Annotated in this window: 13 protein-coding genes and 1 pseudogene; 12 read left to right on the top strand and 2 right to left on the bottom strand. The window is 65.4% G+C overall.

The window, feature by feature from the left end:
- Positions 1-87 precede the first annotated feature (87 nt).
- From bcsA to ASD01_RS10810, 12 genes are all read left to right on the top strand, one after another.
- Complete coding sequence (gene bcsA / locus ASD01_RS10865) at positions 88-2,265, top strand: UDP-forming cellulose synthase catalytic subunit (protein ID WP_034789955.1); 2,178 nt, start codon at positions 88-90, stop codon at positions 2,263-2,265.
- Entirely contained in the window at positions 2,265-4,592 is a 2,328-nt protein-coding gene (locus tag ASD01_RS10860; RefSeq protein ID WP_060643946.1) for a cellulose biosynthesis cyclic di-GMP-binding regulatory protein BcsB, read from the top strand. The genes bcsA and ASD01_RS10860 overlap by 1 nt, the downstream gene beginning before the upstream one ends.
- The gene (locus ASD01_RS10855; RefSeq protein WP_060643945.1) at positions 4,589-5,638 is read left to right on the top strand and encodes a glycosyl hydrolase family 8; all 1,050 of its coding nucleotides are present in this window, start codon (positions 4,589-4,591) and stop codon (positions 5,636-5,638) included. The genes ASD01_RS10860 and ASD01_RS10855 overlap by 4 nt, the downstream gene beginning before the upstream one ends.
- Complete coding sequence (locus ASD01_RS10850) at positions 5,635-7,815, top strand: cellulose synthase (RefSeq protein ID WP_034789945.1); 2,181 nt, start codon at positions 5,635-5,637, stop codon at positions 7,813-7,815. The genes ASD01_RS10855 and ASD01_RS10850 overlap by 4 nt, the downstream gene beginning before the upstream one ends.
- Positions 7,816-8,125: 310 nt before the next feature.
- Entirely contained in the window at positions 8,126-9,289 is a 1,164-nt protein-coding gene (locus tag ASD01_RS10845; RefSeq protein ID WP_034789942.1) for an isovaleryl-CoA dehydrogenase, read from the top strand.
- A gap of 44 nt (positions 9,290-9,333) precedes the next feature.
- Positions 9,334-10,941: a carboxyl transferase domain-containing protein gene (locus ASD01_RS10840; protein ID WP_060643944.1), complete on the top strand. Its 1,608-nt coding sequence runs from the start codon at positions 9,334-9,336 to the stop codon at positions 10,939-10,941.
- 10 nt (positions 10,942-10,951) lie between these two features.
- Positions 10,952-11,335: a RidA family protein gene (locus ASD01_RS10835; protein WP_034789939.1), complete on the top strand. Its 384-nt coding sequence runs from the start codon at positions 10,952-10,954 to the stop codon at positions 11,333-11,335.
- Between the two features lie 15 nt (positions 11,336-11,350).
- Positions 11,351-13,339, top strand: coding sequence for an acetyl/propionyl/methylcrotonyl-CoA carboxylase subunit alpha (locus ASD01_RS10830; protein WP_034789937.1), 1,989 nt, complete (start codon positions 11,351-11,353; stop codon positions 13,337-13,339).
- The gene (locus ASD01_RS10825) at positions 13,336-14,205 is read left to right on the top strand and encodes a hydroxymethylglutaryl-CoA lyase (protein ID WP_034789935.1); all 870 of its coding nucleotides are present in this window, start codon (positions 13,336-13,338) and stop codon (positions 14,203-14,205) included. The genes ASD01_RS10830 and ASD01_RS10825 overlap by 4 nt, the downstream gene beginning before the upstream one ends.
- Positions 14,202-14,987, top strand: coding sequence for a crotonase/enoyl-CoA hydratase family protein (locus ASD01_RS10820; RefSeq protein ID WP_034789934.1), 786 nt, complete (start codon positions 14,202-14,204; stop codon positions 14,985-14,987). The genes ASD01_RS10825 and ASD01_RS10820 overlap by 4 nt, the downstream gene beginning before the upstream one ends.
- Before the next feature lie 71 nt (positions 14,988-15,058).
- On the top strand, positions 15,059-15,430 hold the full coding sequence (locus tag ASD01_RS10815) for an antitoxin Xre/MbcA/ParS toxin-binding domain-containing protein (protein ID WP_034790287.1): 372 nt from the start codon (positions 15,059-15,061) through the stop codon (positions 15,428-15,430).
- Positions 15,430-15,939 (top strand): RES family NAD+ phosphorylase, encoded by a 510-nt coding sequence (locus tag ASD01_RS10810; RefSeq protein WP_034789933.1) that lies wholly within the window; start codon positions 15,430-15,432, stop codon positions 15,937-15,939. The genes ASD01_RS10815 and ASD01_RS10810 overlap by 1 nt, the downstream gene beginning before the upstream one ends.
- 32 nt (positions 15,940-15,971) lie before the next feature.
- Here the strand turns inward: ASD01_RS10810 and ASD01_RS10805 are convergent, their stop codons facing one another.
- On the bottom strand, positions 15,972-17,336 hold the full coding sequence (locus ASD01_RS10805; protein ID WP_034789931.1) for an FAD-binding oxidoreductase: 1,365 nt from the start codon (positions 17,334-17,336) through the stop codon (positions 15,972-15,974).
- Positions 17,337-17,499: 163 nt separating this feature from the next.
- A pseudogene (locus tag ASD01_RS36620) lies at positions 17,500-17,697 on the bottom strand (sulfate ABC transporter ATP-binding protein); the annotation flags it as partial.

Here is a 17,697-nt window from a genome sequence, read left to right as displayed (position 1 = left end):
TATGGGCTGGTGTCGGTAGGGGAGACTCGGTCGAATATGGGTCGGGCAATACCAGTGGCATGATGCCGAACGCTGGAAGGCAAATGTATGAGCAGGATCGGATCGGTTGCCGCTTGGGCGTTTTTCTCGCTTTGTGTGATGGCGGTCATCACGCTGCCGGTGAACCTCCAGACGCAGCTCATCGTCAGCGTTCTCATCGTTACCTTCATGGCCGTGCTCAAGCTTGCCAATGCCGGCGGCCGCTGGCGGCTGATCGCGCTCGCCTTCGGTACGGCGATCGTGCTGCGTTATGTCTATTGGCGCACGACAAGCACGCTGCCGCCGCTCAACCAGCTTGAAAACTTCATCCCGGGCTTCCTGCTCTACCTTGCTGAAATGTACAGCGTGATGATGTTGTCGCTCAGCCTGTTCGTAGTGGCGATGCCGTTGCCGCCGCGAAAGGCGAGTTCGATCTCTCCCGGCAAGTTTCCGAAGGTCGACGTCTTCGTGCCGTCCTACAACGAGGACGCAGGCCTGCTCGCCAATACGCTTGCCGCCGCCAAGGCGATGGATTATCCGGCCGACAAGCTGACGGTGTGGCTGCTCGACGACGGCGGCACCCTGCAGAAGCGCAACTCGGCAAACCTTGTCGAAGCGCAGCGCGCATCCGCCCGCAATGCCGAACTGCAGGCGCTTTGCGACGATCTCGGCGTGCGCTACCTCACGCGCGAGCGCAACGAGCACGCCAAGGCCGGCAACCTCAACAACGGCATGCTGCACTCCGACGGCGAGTTGATTGCGGTCTTCGATGCCGACCACGCGCCGGCGCGCGACTTCCTCTTAGAGACCGTCGGTTATTTCGAGCAGGACCCGAAGCTGTTCCTGGTGCAGACGCCGCACTTCTTCCTCAACCCGGATCCGCTTGAGCGCAACCTGCGCACTTTCGAGAAAATGCCGAGCGAGAACGAGATGTTCTACGGCATCATCCAGCGCGGTCTCGACAAGTGGAATGCCGCCTTCTTCTGCGGCTCGGCCGCCGTTCTCCGCCGCAAGGCGCTGGAGGATACCGAGGGCTTCAGCGGCATGAGCATCACCGAGGATTGCGAAACGGCATTGGCGCTGCACGGACGCGGCTGGAACAGCATCTATGTCGACCGCCCGCTCATCGCCGGCCTGCAACCGGCAACCTTCGCCAGCTTCATCGGCCAGCGCAGCCGCTGGGCGCAAGGGATGATGCAGATCCTCATATTTCGCTTTCCGCTGTTCAAGGGCGGACTGTCGATCCCGCAACGGCTTTGCTACATGTCGTCGACGCTGTTCTGGCTGTTTCCGATCCCGCGGACGATTTTCCTTTTTGCGCCGCTCTTCTATCTGTTCTTCGACCTTGAGATCTTCACGGCGTCTGGCGGCGAGTTCCTCGCCTATACGCTGGCCTACATGGTCGTGAACCTGATGATGCAGAACTATCTCTACGGCTCGTTCCGCTGGCCCTGGATCTCTGAACTCTACGAGTTCGCCCAGACGGTGCATCTGCTGCCGGCGGTCATCTCGGTGCTGCTGCGGCCGAGCCGGCCGACCTTCAAGGTGACGGCAAAGGATGAATCGATCCTGGAAAGCCGGCTCTCCGAGATTGCCCGGCCGTTCTTCGTCATCTTCGCGGTGCTTTTCGTCGCCCTGCTCATGACGGTCTACCGGGTCTACACCGAGCCGTACAAGGCAGACGTGACGCTCGTCGTCGGCGGCTGGAACCTCTTGAACCTGATCATGGCCGGCTGCGTGCTCGGCGTCGTGTCGGAGCGCGGCGAGCGGGCAGCCTCCCGGCGCGTCAAGGTCAGCCGCCGCTGCGAATTCGGGGTCGCCGACAAATGGTATCCGGCAACGATCGAGGATGTCTCGGCGCACGGCGCGCGCGTCCAGGTCTACGGCATCGACGCATCGACGCTGCCGACCGACACCGAGGGCGGGATCCGCTTCGAGCCCTACAGCGGCAGCGGCGTGGCCGAGACGCTGCCTGTCGCGATCCGCAACAAGGAGGTTGCCGGCGATATCACCATCATGGGCTGCCGCTACCTGCCGCAGGTCGCCCGCCATCACAGCCTGGTCGCCGACCTGATCTTTGCCAATTCGCGGCAATGGAGCGAGTTTCAAAGCGCCCGGCGCGGTAATCCGGGACTGGTGCGCGGAACGTTCTGGTTCCTCTGGCTGGCGCTCTATCAGACGAGCCGCGGCATGATCTACTTCCTTCGCAGCCTGCGCGGCTCCGAGGCGCAGAAGGAGGGCGCTTGATGCTCAGGCACCTCGTTCTCCCAGCCCTCTTGCTTGCGAGCCTTGCAACCGGCGTGTCGGCGCAGCCGTCGCCTTTCGACATGTCCGGCGAGCGCCCGGCGGATGCCCCGATCCTGCAGCCGCCGGCAGACACCGGAAGCAACGCCGGGCCGGCAGAGCCCATCGTCACGCTCAAGCCGCCGGACGACTTCAAGCGCTTCATCATCCCGTTCAGCGCACTGTCGCTGACCGGCGAGGTCGATGAACGCACCTGGTCCGTCTATCTGACGCCGGCGCAGGCGCAATCTGCCGCCTCGCTTAATTTCGCCTATCAGAACGCGATCGTCGTTGCGCCGGAAGCGTCGACGCTTTCGATCTTCGTCAATGGCGAACTGGCCGGCGAGAAGCCGATCGGCTCGGCGGAGGCCGCCACGCCGCTGAGCTACGACCTGAAGCCCGGGTTGCTGCGCGCCGGATCCAACGATATTCGCGTCAAGGTTCGCCAACGCCACCGCACGGACTGCACGGTCGAATCGACCTATGAACTGTGGACTGAGATCGCACCGGAATCGGCCTTCATCCGGTTTTCCTCCGGCGACAGCGCGACGCTTTCCAGTCTCGACGACGTACGCGCGGTCGGGCTCGATGCGCGCGGCCGGACGCAGTTCAACCTGGTCGTACCCGGCCTCCAGCAGCCGAGCCGAACGGCGGCTCTGATGCGGCTTGCGCAAGGCATGGCGTTGCGCGGCCAGATGCCCGCCCAGGAATTCGCCCTCAGCGAGACCATGCCTGAACTCGCGAAACCCGGGCAGATGACTGCGCTCGTCGGCACCGCGGAGGAAGTGGCGCCGTTCCTCGAGCGACTGCCGGAAGGTGCGTCGAGCGGCCCTGTCGCCATGTTCGTGCGCGACGGCAAGACGAAGTCGTCGGTGCTGGTGATCAGCGGTCCAGACTGGTCCGCCGTTCAGGAGGCGATCGAGGGGATCACGCAGCCGATGGACCGCCCGAGCAACGTGCCGCGCGACGTCATCGCCACCGGGCGTTGGCAGTTGCCGGAGACGCCGCTGGTCGTGACGAATGCGCGCCTGCGCTTCTCCGAACTCGGGGTGGAAACCAGCGAATTTACCGGCCGGCGCTTTCGTACGCGTTTCTCCGTAGCCGTGCCGTCGGATTTCTATGCCGACGCCTATGGCGACGCGACGCTTTTGCTCGACGCTGCCTATACGGATGCCGTGCTTCCAGGCAGCCACATCGACATCTATATCAACGGCAACATCGCATCGACGATCCCTTTGAACTCGGCCACAGGCGACATCCTGCGCCACCTGCCGATCAAAGTAACGATGCGCCATTTCAAGCCCGGTCCGAACCTGATCGAGATCGAGGCGGTGCTCTCCGCCGAGCCGGACAAGGCCTGCGCGCCGGGAACGCCGGCCTCTAACGATCCCCGCTTCGCGCTCTTCGATACGTCCGAACTGCGAATGCCGGACTTCGCGCGCATCGGTCGCCGGCCGAATATCGCTGCGATTTCCGGTGCTGCCGCCCCCTATCGCAGTGATAGCGCCGCCGTTCCCCTTTTCCTCGACCGTGCAGACGAGGACACGCTGTCGGCGGCCGCGACCTTCCTTGCCCGCCTGGCGGTTGCCGGCGGCAGGCCGATGCTGGTGGAGGTGATCACATCGCCGCTTGCAGCCGGCAGCCGCAACGCGATCTTCATCGGCGCCATGCCGCAGTTGCCGAAGACGGTGCTGACACAGGTCGGTATCGACCCCGCCAGGCAGATGTCCTGGGGCAATGCGGAGGACACCGGCCGTCCTGACGACACCCAGAAAGCCATCGACGAATGGCGCACGCGCCTGAGCGGCGGCGCCTGGCGCAACCAGGTCACGGGGTTTCAGACCTGGGTGAAGCAGGAGTTCGACATTTCGCTGAGCTCGCTGCGTATTCTGCCCGAAGCGCAAGCCGCCTATATTCCACCGGAAAGTGCCGGCCTGGTGATTGCGCAAGGCGCCAATCCGAGCGACGACGCGACCTGGACGCTGCTGACGGCGCCAACCGGCAAGCGTCTGCGTGAGGGCACGGCGGCGATCGCCGACGTCACGCGCTGGCAACAGCTTGCCGGGCGGGTCTCGGCCTACGAGCCGGCGACGGACAAGATCGAGGCGACGCCGGCCGCCGGATTCGATTTCGTCCAGACGCAGCCGCCGTCGCTCACCAACTATCGCCTGATCTTTGCCAACTGGCTGTCCAGCAACATCATGGTCTATGCCCTGCTGCTGATCGTGCTGTCGGTGCTTCTGGGGCTGGCAACATCCTCGATGCTCACTCGCTTGGGGCGGCGCCAATGAAGTGGCGGACCGCGCTTCTCGCCGGATTGCTTGCGCTCCTTTTGCCGATGGCGGCCGGAGCCGACGAACAGGCGGGCTCCGTGAAGGCTGGGGAATGGGACCAGTACAAGGCGCGGTTCCTCGATTCCGGTGGCCGGATCATCGACGACGCCAATGGCAATGTCAGCCATAGCGAGGGACAGGGTTACGGCCTGCTTCTCGCCGTGCTGGCCGACAACCCGGCCGACTTCGCGCTGATCTGGTCGTTCACGCGCCGTGAGCTGCTGCTGCGCGACGATGGGCTGGCGGCGTGGAAGTGGAGTGCCACCGAAACGCCGCACATTATCGACATCAACAATGCCACCGACGGCGACATCCTGATCGCCTATGCGCTGGTGCTCGCCGGTGAACGCTGGAAGCGGCAGGATTACCTGCAGGCCGCATCGCGGATCGCCAAGGCCATCCTCGACAACACCCTGCTCGATCATGGCGGGCGAACGCTGCTGTTGCCCGGCGTTACGGGCTTCGGCACGACCGATCGCCCGGATGGCCCGGTGGTCAATCCGTCCTACTGGATCTTCGAGGCTTTTCCCGCACTTGATCGGGTAGCGCCGTCGCCGCGCTGGAAGGCGCTCTCGGATGACGGCCTGGCCTTGCTCAATGCCCTGCAATCAGGCCCGAGAAAACTGCCGGCCGACTGGGTCAGCCTGCGTGCGATGCCGAAGCCAGCCCAGGGCTTTCCCGCCGAGTTCGGCTATAACGCTTTGCGGATCCCGCTCTACCTCGCCCGGGCGGACATGGGTGGCCGCGATCTGATGGCGCGGCTGCGGGCGGGATTGGCCGGCGACAACGACGCATTGGTCCTCAGCGACGCCTCTACGGGGGCCGTTCAAACCAGCCTCACGGACCCCGGTTATCGATTTGTTAACCATATTCTGGCCTGTGTCTTGGACAGGGTTCCGATACCCGACAGCGTCAAGGTGTTCAGCCCGACGCAATATTACCCTTCCACGCTGCACCTGTTGGGGCTGTCTTACGTGAGGGAGAAGCGTCCGGAGTGTCTATGAAGTCCTCAATCGTTGCCATTGCCGCTGTGATGACTACGGCGATCGGGGTTGCCGGACTGACCGATGGCGGCTTCTTGCGCCAGGACAACAAGAAACTCGGCAGCTTGACTGGTGAGAGCCAGGAGGCGCCCGCCGTCGGCGGCAGCGCCGGCCAGGGCGCGCGCGGCGCGCCGCCGCAATTCACCGAGGTGGCCCAGGCCGACAGGCCGTCGGAGGAAGCACAAAGCACAAGCAAGCCGCAGTCGGTCGTCGACGAATCGGCGCTTCGCTACTTTGCCGCCAAGGGCGATACCGCACGGCTGCAGGCGGAAATCTCGCGCCTGCGCTCGCTTTATCCCGACTGGGTCCCGCCCGCCGATCCGCTGGCTGTGCCGCGCAACAACGACGTCGCGCTCGAAACCATGTGGCGGCTCTACTCTGAAGGCCGCTACGCCGAAGTGCGCAAGGCGATCGCCGAGCGTCAGGCGAAGGAAGCCGCCTGGCAGCCGCCATCGGACCTGCTCGAGCGCCTCAACGTCGCCGAGGCTCGCGCCCGGCTGGTGAACGCCTCCGAGCTCAAGCAGTATGAAACCGTGATTTCGATTGCTGCGAGCACGCCGAGCCTTCTGACCTGCTCGGAAGTGGATGTGCTCTGGCATGTGGCGCAGGCCTTTGCCGAGACCAAGCGGCCGGACCGGGCCCGCGATGCCTATCTCTATGTGCTGAAGAGCTGCGACAATGCGCCGGAACGGCTCGCCACCGTGCAGAAGGCTGCCGCTGTGCTGTCCTACGCGACCCTGCAGGATCTGCTCGCGCTCGAGCGCACCACGCCGGAGGGCGTGCCGGAGTTCGAAAGCATCCGTGACGATCTCGCCCGGCGCTTCGTTGCCGAAGGTGACGGAGACAAAGCGCTTGCGGTTGATCCCAAGTACGTCCAGCGCGTCGAAAAACTGGCCGAGACCGGTGGCACGGCAAGCGACGCTCTGCTGCTGGGCTGGTATCAGCTGCGCCGCGACAACATGAGCGCCGCCGAGCAATGGTTCCGCCGTGCCCATGACAAGGAAGACAGCGCCTCCGCCGCGCAGGGGCTGGCGCTGACGCTGATCGCGCGCAAGGCACCGCTCGAGGCCGAGGCAGTACTCTACCCGTGGCGCGATAGCTCGCCCGATGCCCTTGCGACCTATTTCGCGGCGACTGCCAATCTGCTGGCAATCGATCCGCCGGTCGCCCTCGATGCCGCCGTGCTGGCGCGGATCGCTCAGGAAACGACCAAGGCCCGCGAACCGGCCACGGCCCAGCAGTTCGGCTGGTATGCGCGCGCCCTCAACCAGCCGGCAACCGCCGCACAATGGTTTGCAACGGCGCTGCGCTGGAAGTCGGACGACGAGCCGTCGGCCTATGGCCTTGCGCTCAGCCGTGACCAGCTGAACGACAAGGATGGCGTCGTCGAAGTCCAGCGTTTGTGGTCGGGCCGTTCCGAACGCATCGCCCGGCTTGGCGAAGTCAAGGAGAAGCTCGACGAAGTCAGCCGCGCGCCGCTTCCGACGGCCGAGGTGCAACGGACGCAACCGCAGCCGACGGCCCGTACCACCGTCGTCACAGAGGTGGTCGCGCAACCTGCCGCTCAGAGGCCGCGCACGGGCGGCGTCGTGCAGAAATCGGTGCGCAGCGGGGCCGGCTGCCGAACCACCATCAATCCCGCCGGCATGGCGCCGCAGGCGGCGCTCGCGCGCGGCTGGTGCCTGATGGACCTCAACCGGCCGCTGGAGGCCGCCGAAGCATTCGAGGTGGCCTTGCAGGCGCCTGCGTCGCAGATGCGCGAAGACGCTGCCTATGGCCAGAGCCTGGCCTACCTGCGCGCTGGTCTCACCAACAAGGCCGCGGTGTCGGCGACCAAGTCGACGCAGAGCCGGGGGCGGGTCGACGAGCTGCAGACGGCGATCCTCGCCGACCGTGCCATTGCCGCCTTCAATGCCAATCGCTACCGCGAGGCCATCCTTTTTCTCGATCAGCTCGGGCAGATCTCGACCCGCCGCCAGGACCTGATGGTGCTGCGCGGCTACGCCTACATGAACCTCAAGTACCACGCGGAAGCGCGACGCATCTTCGAGGCGCTTGCCGCCACCGGCAATAGAGACGCGATGCAGGGCCTTGCGGCCGTCGAGGCCAGCCAGGAAATCTGGCCGAACAAGAACTGATCGTCGATCCCGCGATGTCACGGCGACACCTGCTGCCGTACCAGGAGTGGAACGCCTGCCGCCGGACTCGGCGCGAGGGCCCGCCAACTCGTTCGCGCACAGGATGCAATCGGCAGGCGGTTCCGGATTTGCATATCGTGCTTGGCTTTGCCCCTCTTTGGAAGGAAATTAGCGAAACGCGGTGCTATCGTCCGGCCATGTCGCGGCGTTGATCTCATTGCATTCGCTGCGATCCGCGTAGAGGATGGAGCGTTATCGTCCGGCCGCTGTGGGAGGAGACCGCACTGGCCGGCACGATGGGAGGATAGACATGTTTCAGGGCGGATTGAGCTTCGCGCTTGGCGAGGACATCGACGCGTTGCGCGAGAGTGTGCGGCGCTTCGCAACGGACCGTATCGCGCCTTTGGCGGACGAGACCGATCGCAGCAACGCATTTCCGATGCCGCTCTGGCGCGAGATGGGCGAGCTTGGTCTGCTTGGGATTACCGCCGGCGAGGAGCATGGCGGGGCCGCTATGGGCTATCTCGCCCATTGCGTGGCGATGGAGGAGATCAGCCGCGCATCGGCCTCGATCGGCCTTAGCTACGGCGCCCATTCCAATCTCTGCGTCAACCAGATCAACCGCAACGGCAACCACCACCAGAAGGCGCGTTACCTGCCGAAGCTGATTTCCGGCGAGAATGTCGGTGCGCTGGCGATGTCGGAGCCCGGCGCCGGTTCCGACGTCGTTTCGATGACGCTCAGAGCCGACAAGCGCGGCGACCGTTATGTGCTCAACGGTAACAAGATGTGGATCACCAACGGTCCGGACGCCGACGTGCTCGTCGTCTATGCCAAGACCGATCCGACCGCCGGCCCGCGCGGCATCACCGCCTTCCTCGTCGAGAAGGGCTATGCCGGCTTTTCGACCGGCCAGAAGCTCGACAAGCTCGGCATGCGCGGCTCCAATACCTGCGAGCTGATTTTCAAGGACTGCGAAGTGCCGGAAGAAAACGTGCTCGGCACCATCGGCGGTGGCGTGCGCGTGCTGATGTCGGGGCTCGACTATGAGCGTGTCGTGCTTTCGGCCGGGCCGCTCGGCATCATGGCCGCCTGCCTCGATGTGGTCGTCCCCTATCTGCATGAGCGCAAGCAGTTCGGCCAGGCGATCGGCGAGTTCCAGCTGATGCAGGGCAAGCTCGCCGACATGTATGTAACGGCGAATGCGGCGCGCGCCTATGTCTATGCCGTGGCGGCGGCCTGCGATCGCGGCGAGACCACGCGCAAGGATGCGGCCGGTTGCATCCTCTATGCGGCGGAGAAGGCGACGGCGCTGGCGCTCGAAGCGATCCAGGCGCTCGGAGGTAACGGCTACACCAACGACTACCCGGCGGGTCGCCTGCTGCGCGACGCCAAGCTCTACGAGATCGGCGCCGGCACCAGCGAGATCCGCCGCATGCTGATCGGGCGGGAGCTGTTCACCGAGACGCGGTAGCCGCCGCCAACTGAAACGGCCGAACTCGATCGAAAGAGGACTTGATGACCGTTCTGAAATCTCACATTTCTCCGTCCTCCGATACGTTCAAGGCAAACCAGGCGGCCATGGCGGAGGCGATCGCGACTGTCGAAGACGCGGTGAAGGTGGCGGCCGCCGGCGGCGGTGATACCGCGCGCGAACGCCATGTCAGCCGCGGCAAACTCTTGCCGCGCGACCGGGTGGCCAGCCTCATCGATCCGGCAACACCCTTCCTCGAAGTCGGCATGACGGCGGCGCACGGCATGTACAACGGCGATGCGCCGGCGGCCGGGCTGATCACCGGCATCGGCCGGGTGTCTGGCCGTGAGTGCATGATCGTTTGCAACGACCCGACGGTCAAAGGCGGCACCTACTATCCGCTGACGGTCAAGAAGCACCTGCGCGCGCAGGAGATCGCCGCGGAAAACAATCTGCCCTGCATCTATCTGGTCGATTCCGGCGGCGCCAACCTGCCGAACCAGGACGAGGTTTTTCCGGACCGCGATCACTTCGGTCGGATCTTCTATAACCAGGCCAATATGTCGGCCGCCGGCATCCCGCAGATCGCCGTGGTGATGGGTTCCTGCACCGCGGGTGGCGCCTATGTGCCGGCCATGTCCGACGAGACGATCATCGTCGAAGGCCAGGGCACGATCTTTCTCGCCGGCCCCCCGCTCGTGCGCGCCGCGACCGGCGAGGTCGTCTCGGCGGAGGATCTCGGCGGCGCCGATGTGCACACGCGGCTCTCCGGCGTGGCCGACCATCTGGCGCGCGATGACGCTCATGCACTGGCGCTCGCCCGCCGGGCCGTTTCGGCACTCAATCGGCTGAAGCCGTTGACGGTCGAGCTGGTGACGCCTGAGCCGCCGCTCTACGACCCGCACGAGATCGCCGGCATCGTGCCCTCGGATCTGCGCACGCCCTACGACATCCGCGAGGTCATCGCCCGCACCGTGGACGGTTCCCGTTTCGACGAATTCAAGGCGCGCTACGGCACCACGCTCGTCTGCGGCTTTGCCCATGTGCACGGCATCCCGGTCGGCATCATCGCCAACAACGGCGTGCTGTTTTCGGAATCCGCCCTGAAGGGCGCGCATTTCGTCGAGCTCTGCGCCCAGCGCAAGATCCCGCTCGTCTTCCTGCAGAACATCACCGGCTTCATGGTCGGGCGGAAATATGAGACGGAAGGCATCGCCAAGCACGGCGCCAAACTGGTGACGGCGGTGGCGACGGCACGTGTGCCGAAGGTGACGATGCTGGTCGGCGGTTCCTTCGGCGCTGGCAACTACGGCATGTGCGGTCGGGCGTTTTCGCCGCGGTTCCTGTGGACCTGGCCGAACAGCCGCATCTCCGTCATGGGTGGTGAGCAGGCGGCCGGCGTCCTGACGACCGTGCGCAGCGAGGCCCTGAAGCGGGCGGGAACGCCCTGGAGCGAGGAGGAGGAGGCGCGTTTCCGCCAGCCCATCCTTGATCTCTTCGAACGCCAGAGCCATCCGCTCTATGCCTCGGCCAGACTTTGGGACGACGGCGTCGTCGATCCGCGCAAGACGCGCGACGTGCTCGGCCTGTCGCTGTCGGCGGCGCTCAATGCGCCGATCGAAGACACGCGCTTCGGCCTCTTCAGGATGTAGGGACACCGCCATGAAACGCGAAAACATCAATGCCCCGAACGCACCGCAGCCGCGTGGAGGCTACTCGCAGGCCGTTCGCCTGGAGAACTTCGAGCGTCTGCTCTTCGTCAGCGGGCAGGTGCCGCTGACGCCTGAAGACGCGCTGCCGAAGGGTTTCGAGGCGCAGGCGCGCCAGGTCTGGGCCAACATCGACGCGCAATTGACCGCGGCGGGCATGACCAAGGTCGATATCGTCAAGGTGACGGTGCTGCTTGCCGATCGGCAACACGCCATGGCCAACCGCGCGGCCCGCGCCGAATATCTCGGCGCGCTAGCACCCGCCATGACGGTCGCGATCGCCGGCATCTTCGATGCCGGATGGTTGCTCGAAATCGATGTGATCGCAGCGCAATAGGGCCAGGAGATGCCGATGTTTTCCAAACTCCTGATTGCCAATCGCGGTGAGATCGCCTGCCGGGTGATCCGCACAGCCAAGCGCCTCGGCATCCGCACGGTCGCCGTCTACTCCGATGCCGATGTCGGCGCGCTGCATGTGGCGCTGGCCGACGAGGCGATCCGCATCGGCCCGGCGCCGGCGCTCGACAGCTACCTTGTGGCCGAACGCATCATCGCGGCGGCGCACTCCGTCGGCGCGGACGCCATTCATCCCGGCTACGGCTTCCTGTCGGAGAATGCCGACTTTGCCGAAGCTGTCGAGGCGGCCGGCATCACCTTCGTCGGACCGTCGGCGTCGGCCATTCGCGCCATGGGGCTGAAGGATGCCGCCAAGGCGCTGATGGAGCAATCCGGCGTGCCGGTGGTTCCGGGCTATCACGGCGAGACACAGGAGCCGGACTTCCTTGCCGGGGAAGCGGTGAACATCGGCTATCCCGTGCTGATCAAGGCGCGCGCCGGCGGCGGCGGCAAGGGCATGCGGCGGGTCGACAGCGCCGCCGACTTTCCGGCTGCGCTGGAGGCGGCGCGCCGCGAGGCGGAAGCGGCCTTCGGCGACGGCGCGGTCCTGATCGAGAAATATCTGACGAAGCCGCGGCATATCGAGGTGCAGGTCTTCGGTGACCGGCACGGCAACATCCTGCATCTTTACGAGCGCGACTGCTCGCTGCAACGACGCCACCAGAAGGTGATCGAGGAAGCGCCGGCGCCGGGCATGACCGCGGAAGTGCGGCGCGCCATGGGCGAAGCCGCCGTTCGCGCGGCGCAGGCGATCGGCTATGTCGGCGCGGGCACTGTCGAGTTCATCGCCGACGTGACCGACGGACTCTGGCCGGATCAGTTCTATTTCATGGAAATGAACACCCGGCTGCAGGTCGAGCATCCGGTCACCGAGGCGATCACCGGCATCGATCTCGTCGAGTGGCAGTTGCGGGCTGCAGCCGGTGAAGCGCTGCCGAAACGCCAGAGCGAGATCGCCATCGACGGCTGGGCCTTCGAGGCCCGCATCTATGCGGAAGACCCGTCGCGCGGCTTCCTGCCGGCGACCGGGCATCTCACGACCTTGAGCTTTCCGGAGGAGGGCGTCCGTGTCGATGCCGGTGTCCGGCAGGGAGACAGGATCACGCCGTTCTATGACCCGCTGATCGCCAAGCTGATCGTGCACGGGTCCAACCGGTCGACGGCGCTGGCCAGGCTCGAGAACGCGCTCAGGGCCTGCCGCATCGGTGGCACGGTCACCAATCTCGATTTTCTGGCCCGCCTTGCGGCCGAACCGGATTTTCGCGCCGGGCACCCCGATACCGGCCTGATCGATCGTTCGATCGATCGGCTATCGGCGTCGCCGGTGCCGAACGATGCGGCCCTCGCGCTTGCGGCCATCATTTCGACCGGAGCCTTGCAGCCGGACGGATCGGCCGATCCCTGGTCTTCGCTCGGCCATTGGCAGATTTGGGGTGACGCAAACCGCAACATCGCGATCGAGCACCTGGGTGGACGGACGACCGTGGCGCTGGCGGCCCGTGGCCGGGATCAGTTCGCCGTCCACACCGGGACGGCGGCGCTGCCGGTCGTTATCCTCCATCGCTCTGCCGATGGCGCCCGGGCGGAAATCGCCGGCGCGCAGCAGGAGTTCCGTTTCCTGCGCGAAGGCGAGCAGATCACGCTGTTCCTGAACGGTGAGACCTACGGACTTCGCTTGCCGGACGCGCTTGGTGCCGGTCACTCAAGCGAGGTCGCCGACGACGCGGTCTCGGCGCCGATGCCCGGCATCGTCAAGCTCATCCGGGTCCGCCCCGGTGATGCGGTCGAGAAGGGCCAGGCGCTTGCGGTCATGGAAGCGATGAAGATGGAACTCACCTTGTCGGCCTCGCGCGCCGGCGTGGTCGAGAGCGTGCAGGTCAGCGAAGGCGAGCAGGTGACAGCCGGCGCCGTGCTGGTGATGCTCCAGCCGGAGAGCGCGGAATGAGCGGAGCGGCGCCTGGGCATGTGACGATCGTCGAGATGGCGCCGCGCGACGGGCTGCAGAATGAAAGCGCGCTCGTCCCAACGACTGAGAAGATACGTCTCGTCGATATGCTCTCGGATTGCGGCTACGAGCGGATCGAGGTGACGAGCTTCGTCAGCCCGAAATGGGTGCCGCAGATGGCCGACGCCGCCGAAGTGATGGCCGGCATCCGGAGGCGGCCCGGGACGCGCTACGCGGTGCTGACGCCCAACATGCGCGGTCTTGAAGCCGCGCTCGAAGCCGGCGCCGACGAGGTGGCGATCTTCGCGTCGGCTTCCGAAACCTTCTCGCAAAAGAACATCAATTGTTCGATCGCCGAGAGCATCGAGCGGTTCCTACCGGTTGCCGAACTGTGCCGGGAAAAAGGAATTCTGCTGCGCGGCTATGTGAGTTGCGTTGTCGAATGCCCTTATGAGGGTGCGATCGCCCCAGCGAGCCCCGCCCGCGTCGCCGACCTGCTCGACGATCTCGGTTGCTACGAGATCAGTCTCGGCGACACGATCGGCCGCGGCACGCCGGAGGCGGTGGACGCGATGCTGGCCGCGGTGCTGGAGCGCATTCCGGCCAACAGGCTCGCCGGGCATTTCCACGACACCTCCGGCCGCGCGCTCGACAACATTGCCGTTTCGCTCGACCGCGGCCTCAGGGTCTTCGACGGTTCGGCCGGCGGTCTCGGTGGCTGCCCCTATGCGCCGGGTGCTGCCGGCAATGTCGACACGCTCGCCGTCAACGCCTTCGTAACGGCCAAGGGTTTTGCGACGGGGCTCGACGTAGCGAAGCTCGAACAGGCCGCCGCTTTCGCGCGGACCTTAAGGACGGGATCATGACCTTCGAAACGATCCGGATCGAAACCGATGCACGCGGTGTCGCGCGGCTGACCTTGGCACTGCCGCAGAAGCACAACGCGCTTTCGGCGCGGATGATCGGCGAACTGACCGAGGCGGCAGAGCAGCTTTCGGCCGACCGTTCTGTCCGCGTCGTTATCCTTGAGGGCGAGGGCCGCAGCTTCTGCGCCGGCGGCGACCTCGGCTGGATGCGCGAGCAGTTCGATGCAGACAGGGCGACTCGCATTGCTGAGGCGACGCGATTGGCGATGATGTTCAAGGGGCTGAACGAGATCTCGAAGCCCATGATCGGCCGCCTGCATGGCAATGCCTTTGGCGGCGGCGTTGGCCTCATGAGCATCTGTGACGCGGCGGTTGCCTCGACCGACGCCAAGTTCGGCCTGACCGAAACACGTCTCGGCCTGATCCCGGCGACCATCAGCCCCTATGTCGTCGCCCGCATCGGCGAGGGTAAGGCGCGGCCGCTGTTCATGTCCGCCCGTCTGTTTGGTGCGGAGGAGGCGCGCGCCTTGGGGCTCGCCACCACCGTTGTCACCGCCGACGCGCTGGATGCGGCGATCGAAGCGGAGATCGAGCCCTATCTGGCGGTCGCGCCGGAGGCCACCGGCCGGGCCAAGCGACTGGCTCGCTCGCTTGGGGCTCCAATCACCGAAAAGACCATTGCCGCGACCATCGAACAGCTTGCCGATTGCTGGGAATCCGATGAGGCGCGTGAGGGTGTCGGCGCGTTCTTCGACAAGCGCGAGCCCGCCTGGCGGCGATAGGCGTCCTTGATTTGGGCATGTTTTGATCTTACTTTGATAACACGATGATCAAAACAAGTGCGGATCCTGTCATGGCTGCTGTCGGTCTCAACATCTCCACCGCCCACTACGGCGAGAGCCAGTCGTCCTTCCTGTCCGCTCGGCTGGTCGCCGAACGCCTTGGCGTGACGCTTGCCGAACTCGCGAAGCTGATCGGTGTCGCGCGCAACACGCTGACGGCGAAGTCCAGTGCCCGAAAGGTCGATGCGGCCTTGAGCAGCGTCGTCCGTATCCTTGCCATAGCCGGCGAAATGGCGGGCGACGATAGCCGCGCCGTCATCTGGTTCAAGCACCAGCCGATCCCCGGCTGGGCCGGCAAGACCGCCTATGATCTCGTCGGCGAGGGCAAGGCCGACAAGGTGCTCGCCTATCTCGAAGCCGTGCGTTCCGGTGTCTACGCCTGATGGCGGTTGGTGAGCCGGTGCGCCTCTGGCGCGCTTATGTGCCGCGCTGGGCGCATGCGCCGCTCTCGGGCGAAGGGGCAGGGCGGTACGGTGGGAGGTGGAATCCCGTTGGAACGCCGACGATTTACGCCGCCCGCGAGCTCTCGACCGCCTGGGCCGAATACAATCAGGGTTTCGTCCAACACCCGGCGCTGATCGCCCAGCTTGAACTCCGCTTTGCCCGTCTTGCCGATCTGACGGCGCCGGAGATCCTTTCCGACCTTGGTCTCACCGAAGAAATCCACCGATGCGAATGGCGCGATGCGCTCGATCGTGGTCTGGTGCCGGAGACGCACCAGCTGCAACTGGCGTTGAGCGACCGAGGCTTCGATGGCCTGATCTATCCGTCCTTCATGTCGCCCGGCGGCACCTGCGTCGCGCTGTGGCACTGGAACGCGGGCGAGGGTTCCGAACTGAAGGTTATCGATCCCGAAGGGCGCCTGCCGAAAACGCCGGCGTCCTGGCTCTGAAGTTGAGCCGTTTGCGTGGCGATGAGGCTGCCTCAGATCACCTTGCCCGGATTGAGGATGCCGTTCGGGTCGAGCGCCCGTTTGATCCGGTGCATGAGTTCGAGTTCGGCCGGGCTGCGCGAATGGTCGAGGAAATCCCGCTTCAGCGTGCCGATGCCATGTTCGGCCGAGATCGAGCCTTTGTAGCGCCGCACGATTTCGTAGACGATGCCGTCGACGATATGCGGCGTGTCCGCGTCGCTGTCAGGCTCCGAAAAGGCGATATGCAGGTTGCTGTCGGCGACGTGGCCGAAGAAAGAGACATGGGCGGCCGGGAACCGTTGAGATAGAGCCGCACCACATTCCGCGGCGAAGCGGCCGATATCGCCGATCGGCAGGCTGACGTCGAGGTTGACGAGCGCCGGCAGCTGGCTGTCCATCGCGTGGCCTTCGCGCACGCTCCAGAACGAACGGCTTTCCTTCTCCGACTGGGCGATCAGCGCATCGGCAATGATCCCATCTTCAAGCGCCTCACCGAGAAAGGCCTCGAAGCCGTCACGCTCGCTGGCATCACCGAGCAGATCCTGCTCGACGATCACCGCGAAGGGCGGGATTTCATCGAAGAACTTCAGCTTCTCCGCCTCGGCGTTGAAGCGGAAGTAGTTTTCCCACATCGCCTCGAAGGCCGAGAGGCCGGGCAGGCGGCGTTGGCAGCGCGTGAGGAAGGCGACCAGATCGTCGTAGCTTTCGAGAGCGCAGAGCGCCGTCAGCCGGCCGGCGGGCAAGGGCCGCAGGCGCAGGACCGCGCGGGTGATCACGCCGAGCGTTCCTTCGGAGCCGATGAAGAATTGCCGGAGGTCGTAGCCGGTGTTGTTCTTGATCATCTTGTTGAGCGACGAGATGATCGTGCCGTCGGCGAGCACCGCTTCGAGACCGAGCACGTTGTCGCGGGTCACGCCGTAGCGAAGCACCCGGATGCCGCCGGCATTGGTGGCGAGGTTGCCGCCGATCTGGCAGGAACCACGGGCGCCGAGATCGATTGGCAGCAGGAAACCGGCGTCTTCGGCGGCGCGTTGCGCCACTTCGAGCGGCGTTCCGGCCCGCACAGTCATGGTGCCTGCCTGTGGGTCGATCTCTTCGATGCCGGTGTAACGCTCGAGCGAGATCACCACCGCGTCCTTGCCGGCATTGGCGCCGCCAGCAAGTCCGGTCAGGCCGCCCTGGACGACGACCGTTTGGCCGTTCTCGTTGCAGAGCCGGAGGGCCGTGGCGATCTCGCCACTGCTTGTCGGGCGGATCACGGCTTTGGGCAGCTCCCGGCCGGTCAGGCTGGCGTCGCTCCGGTGGCGTTCGCCGATTTGCGTGCCGGTGAGCACGATGTCGCCGAGGGCTTGTTTCAGGTCGTCGACGATGGTCATGCGCTTCTCCTGGTTCCGCAGCCATTGTCGGCAGCGGGTATCCTTGCTTAGCGCATCGCGAAGCAAACCGATATCCGCACGGCGACTCTCAGCCCGTCGTTGTCGGCGCGCTTGCACGCTAGGCATGACGAGACGGGTGAAACTGGGCTAGGAGCGCGACCGGTCAGCTGCCGGTGCGTGCCAGTTCAAACGGTTCGGCGGTCTCCACTTCGGCCGGCGGCTCCGGCGTTGCGGCCGCATTCGCCTGCTCCTCCCTGAACAGTTTCCACTTTGTCGGTCGGAAGGCGATGCGGCTGTGGTCGCCGGCAGCGGCGCGTTCGGGCGAGAGTTCGATCTCGACATGCGGATGGTTGCGGCCAAG

Origin of the sequence: Ensifer sp. Root423 (genome assembly GCF_001426275.1) — a bacterium.
Classification (GTDB): domain Bacteria; phylum Pseudomonadota; class Alphaproteobacteria; order Rhizobiales; family Rhizobiaceae; genus Ensifer; species Ensifer adhaerens.
This window is presented reverse-complemented; position numbering and strand designations above follow the sequence as displayed.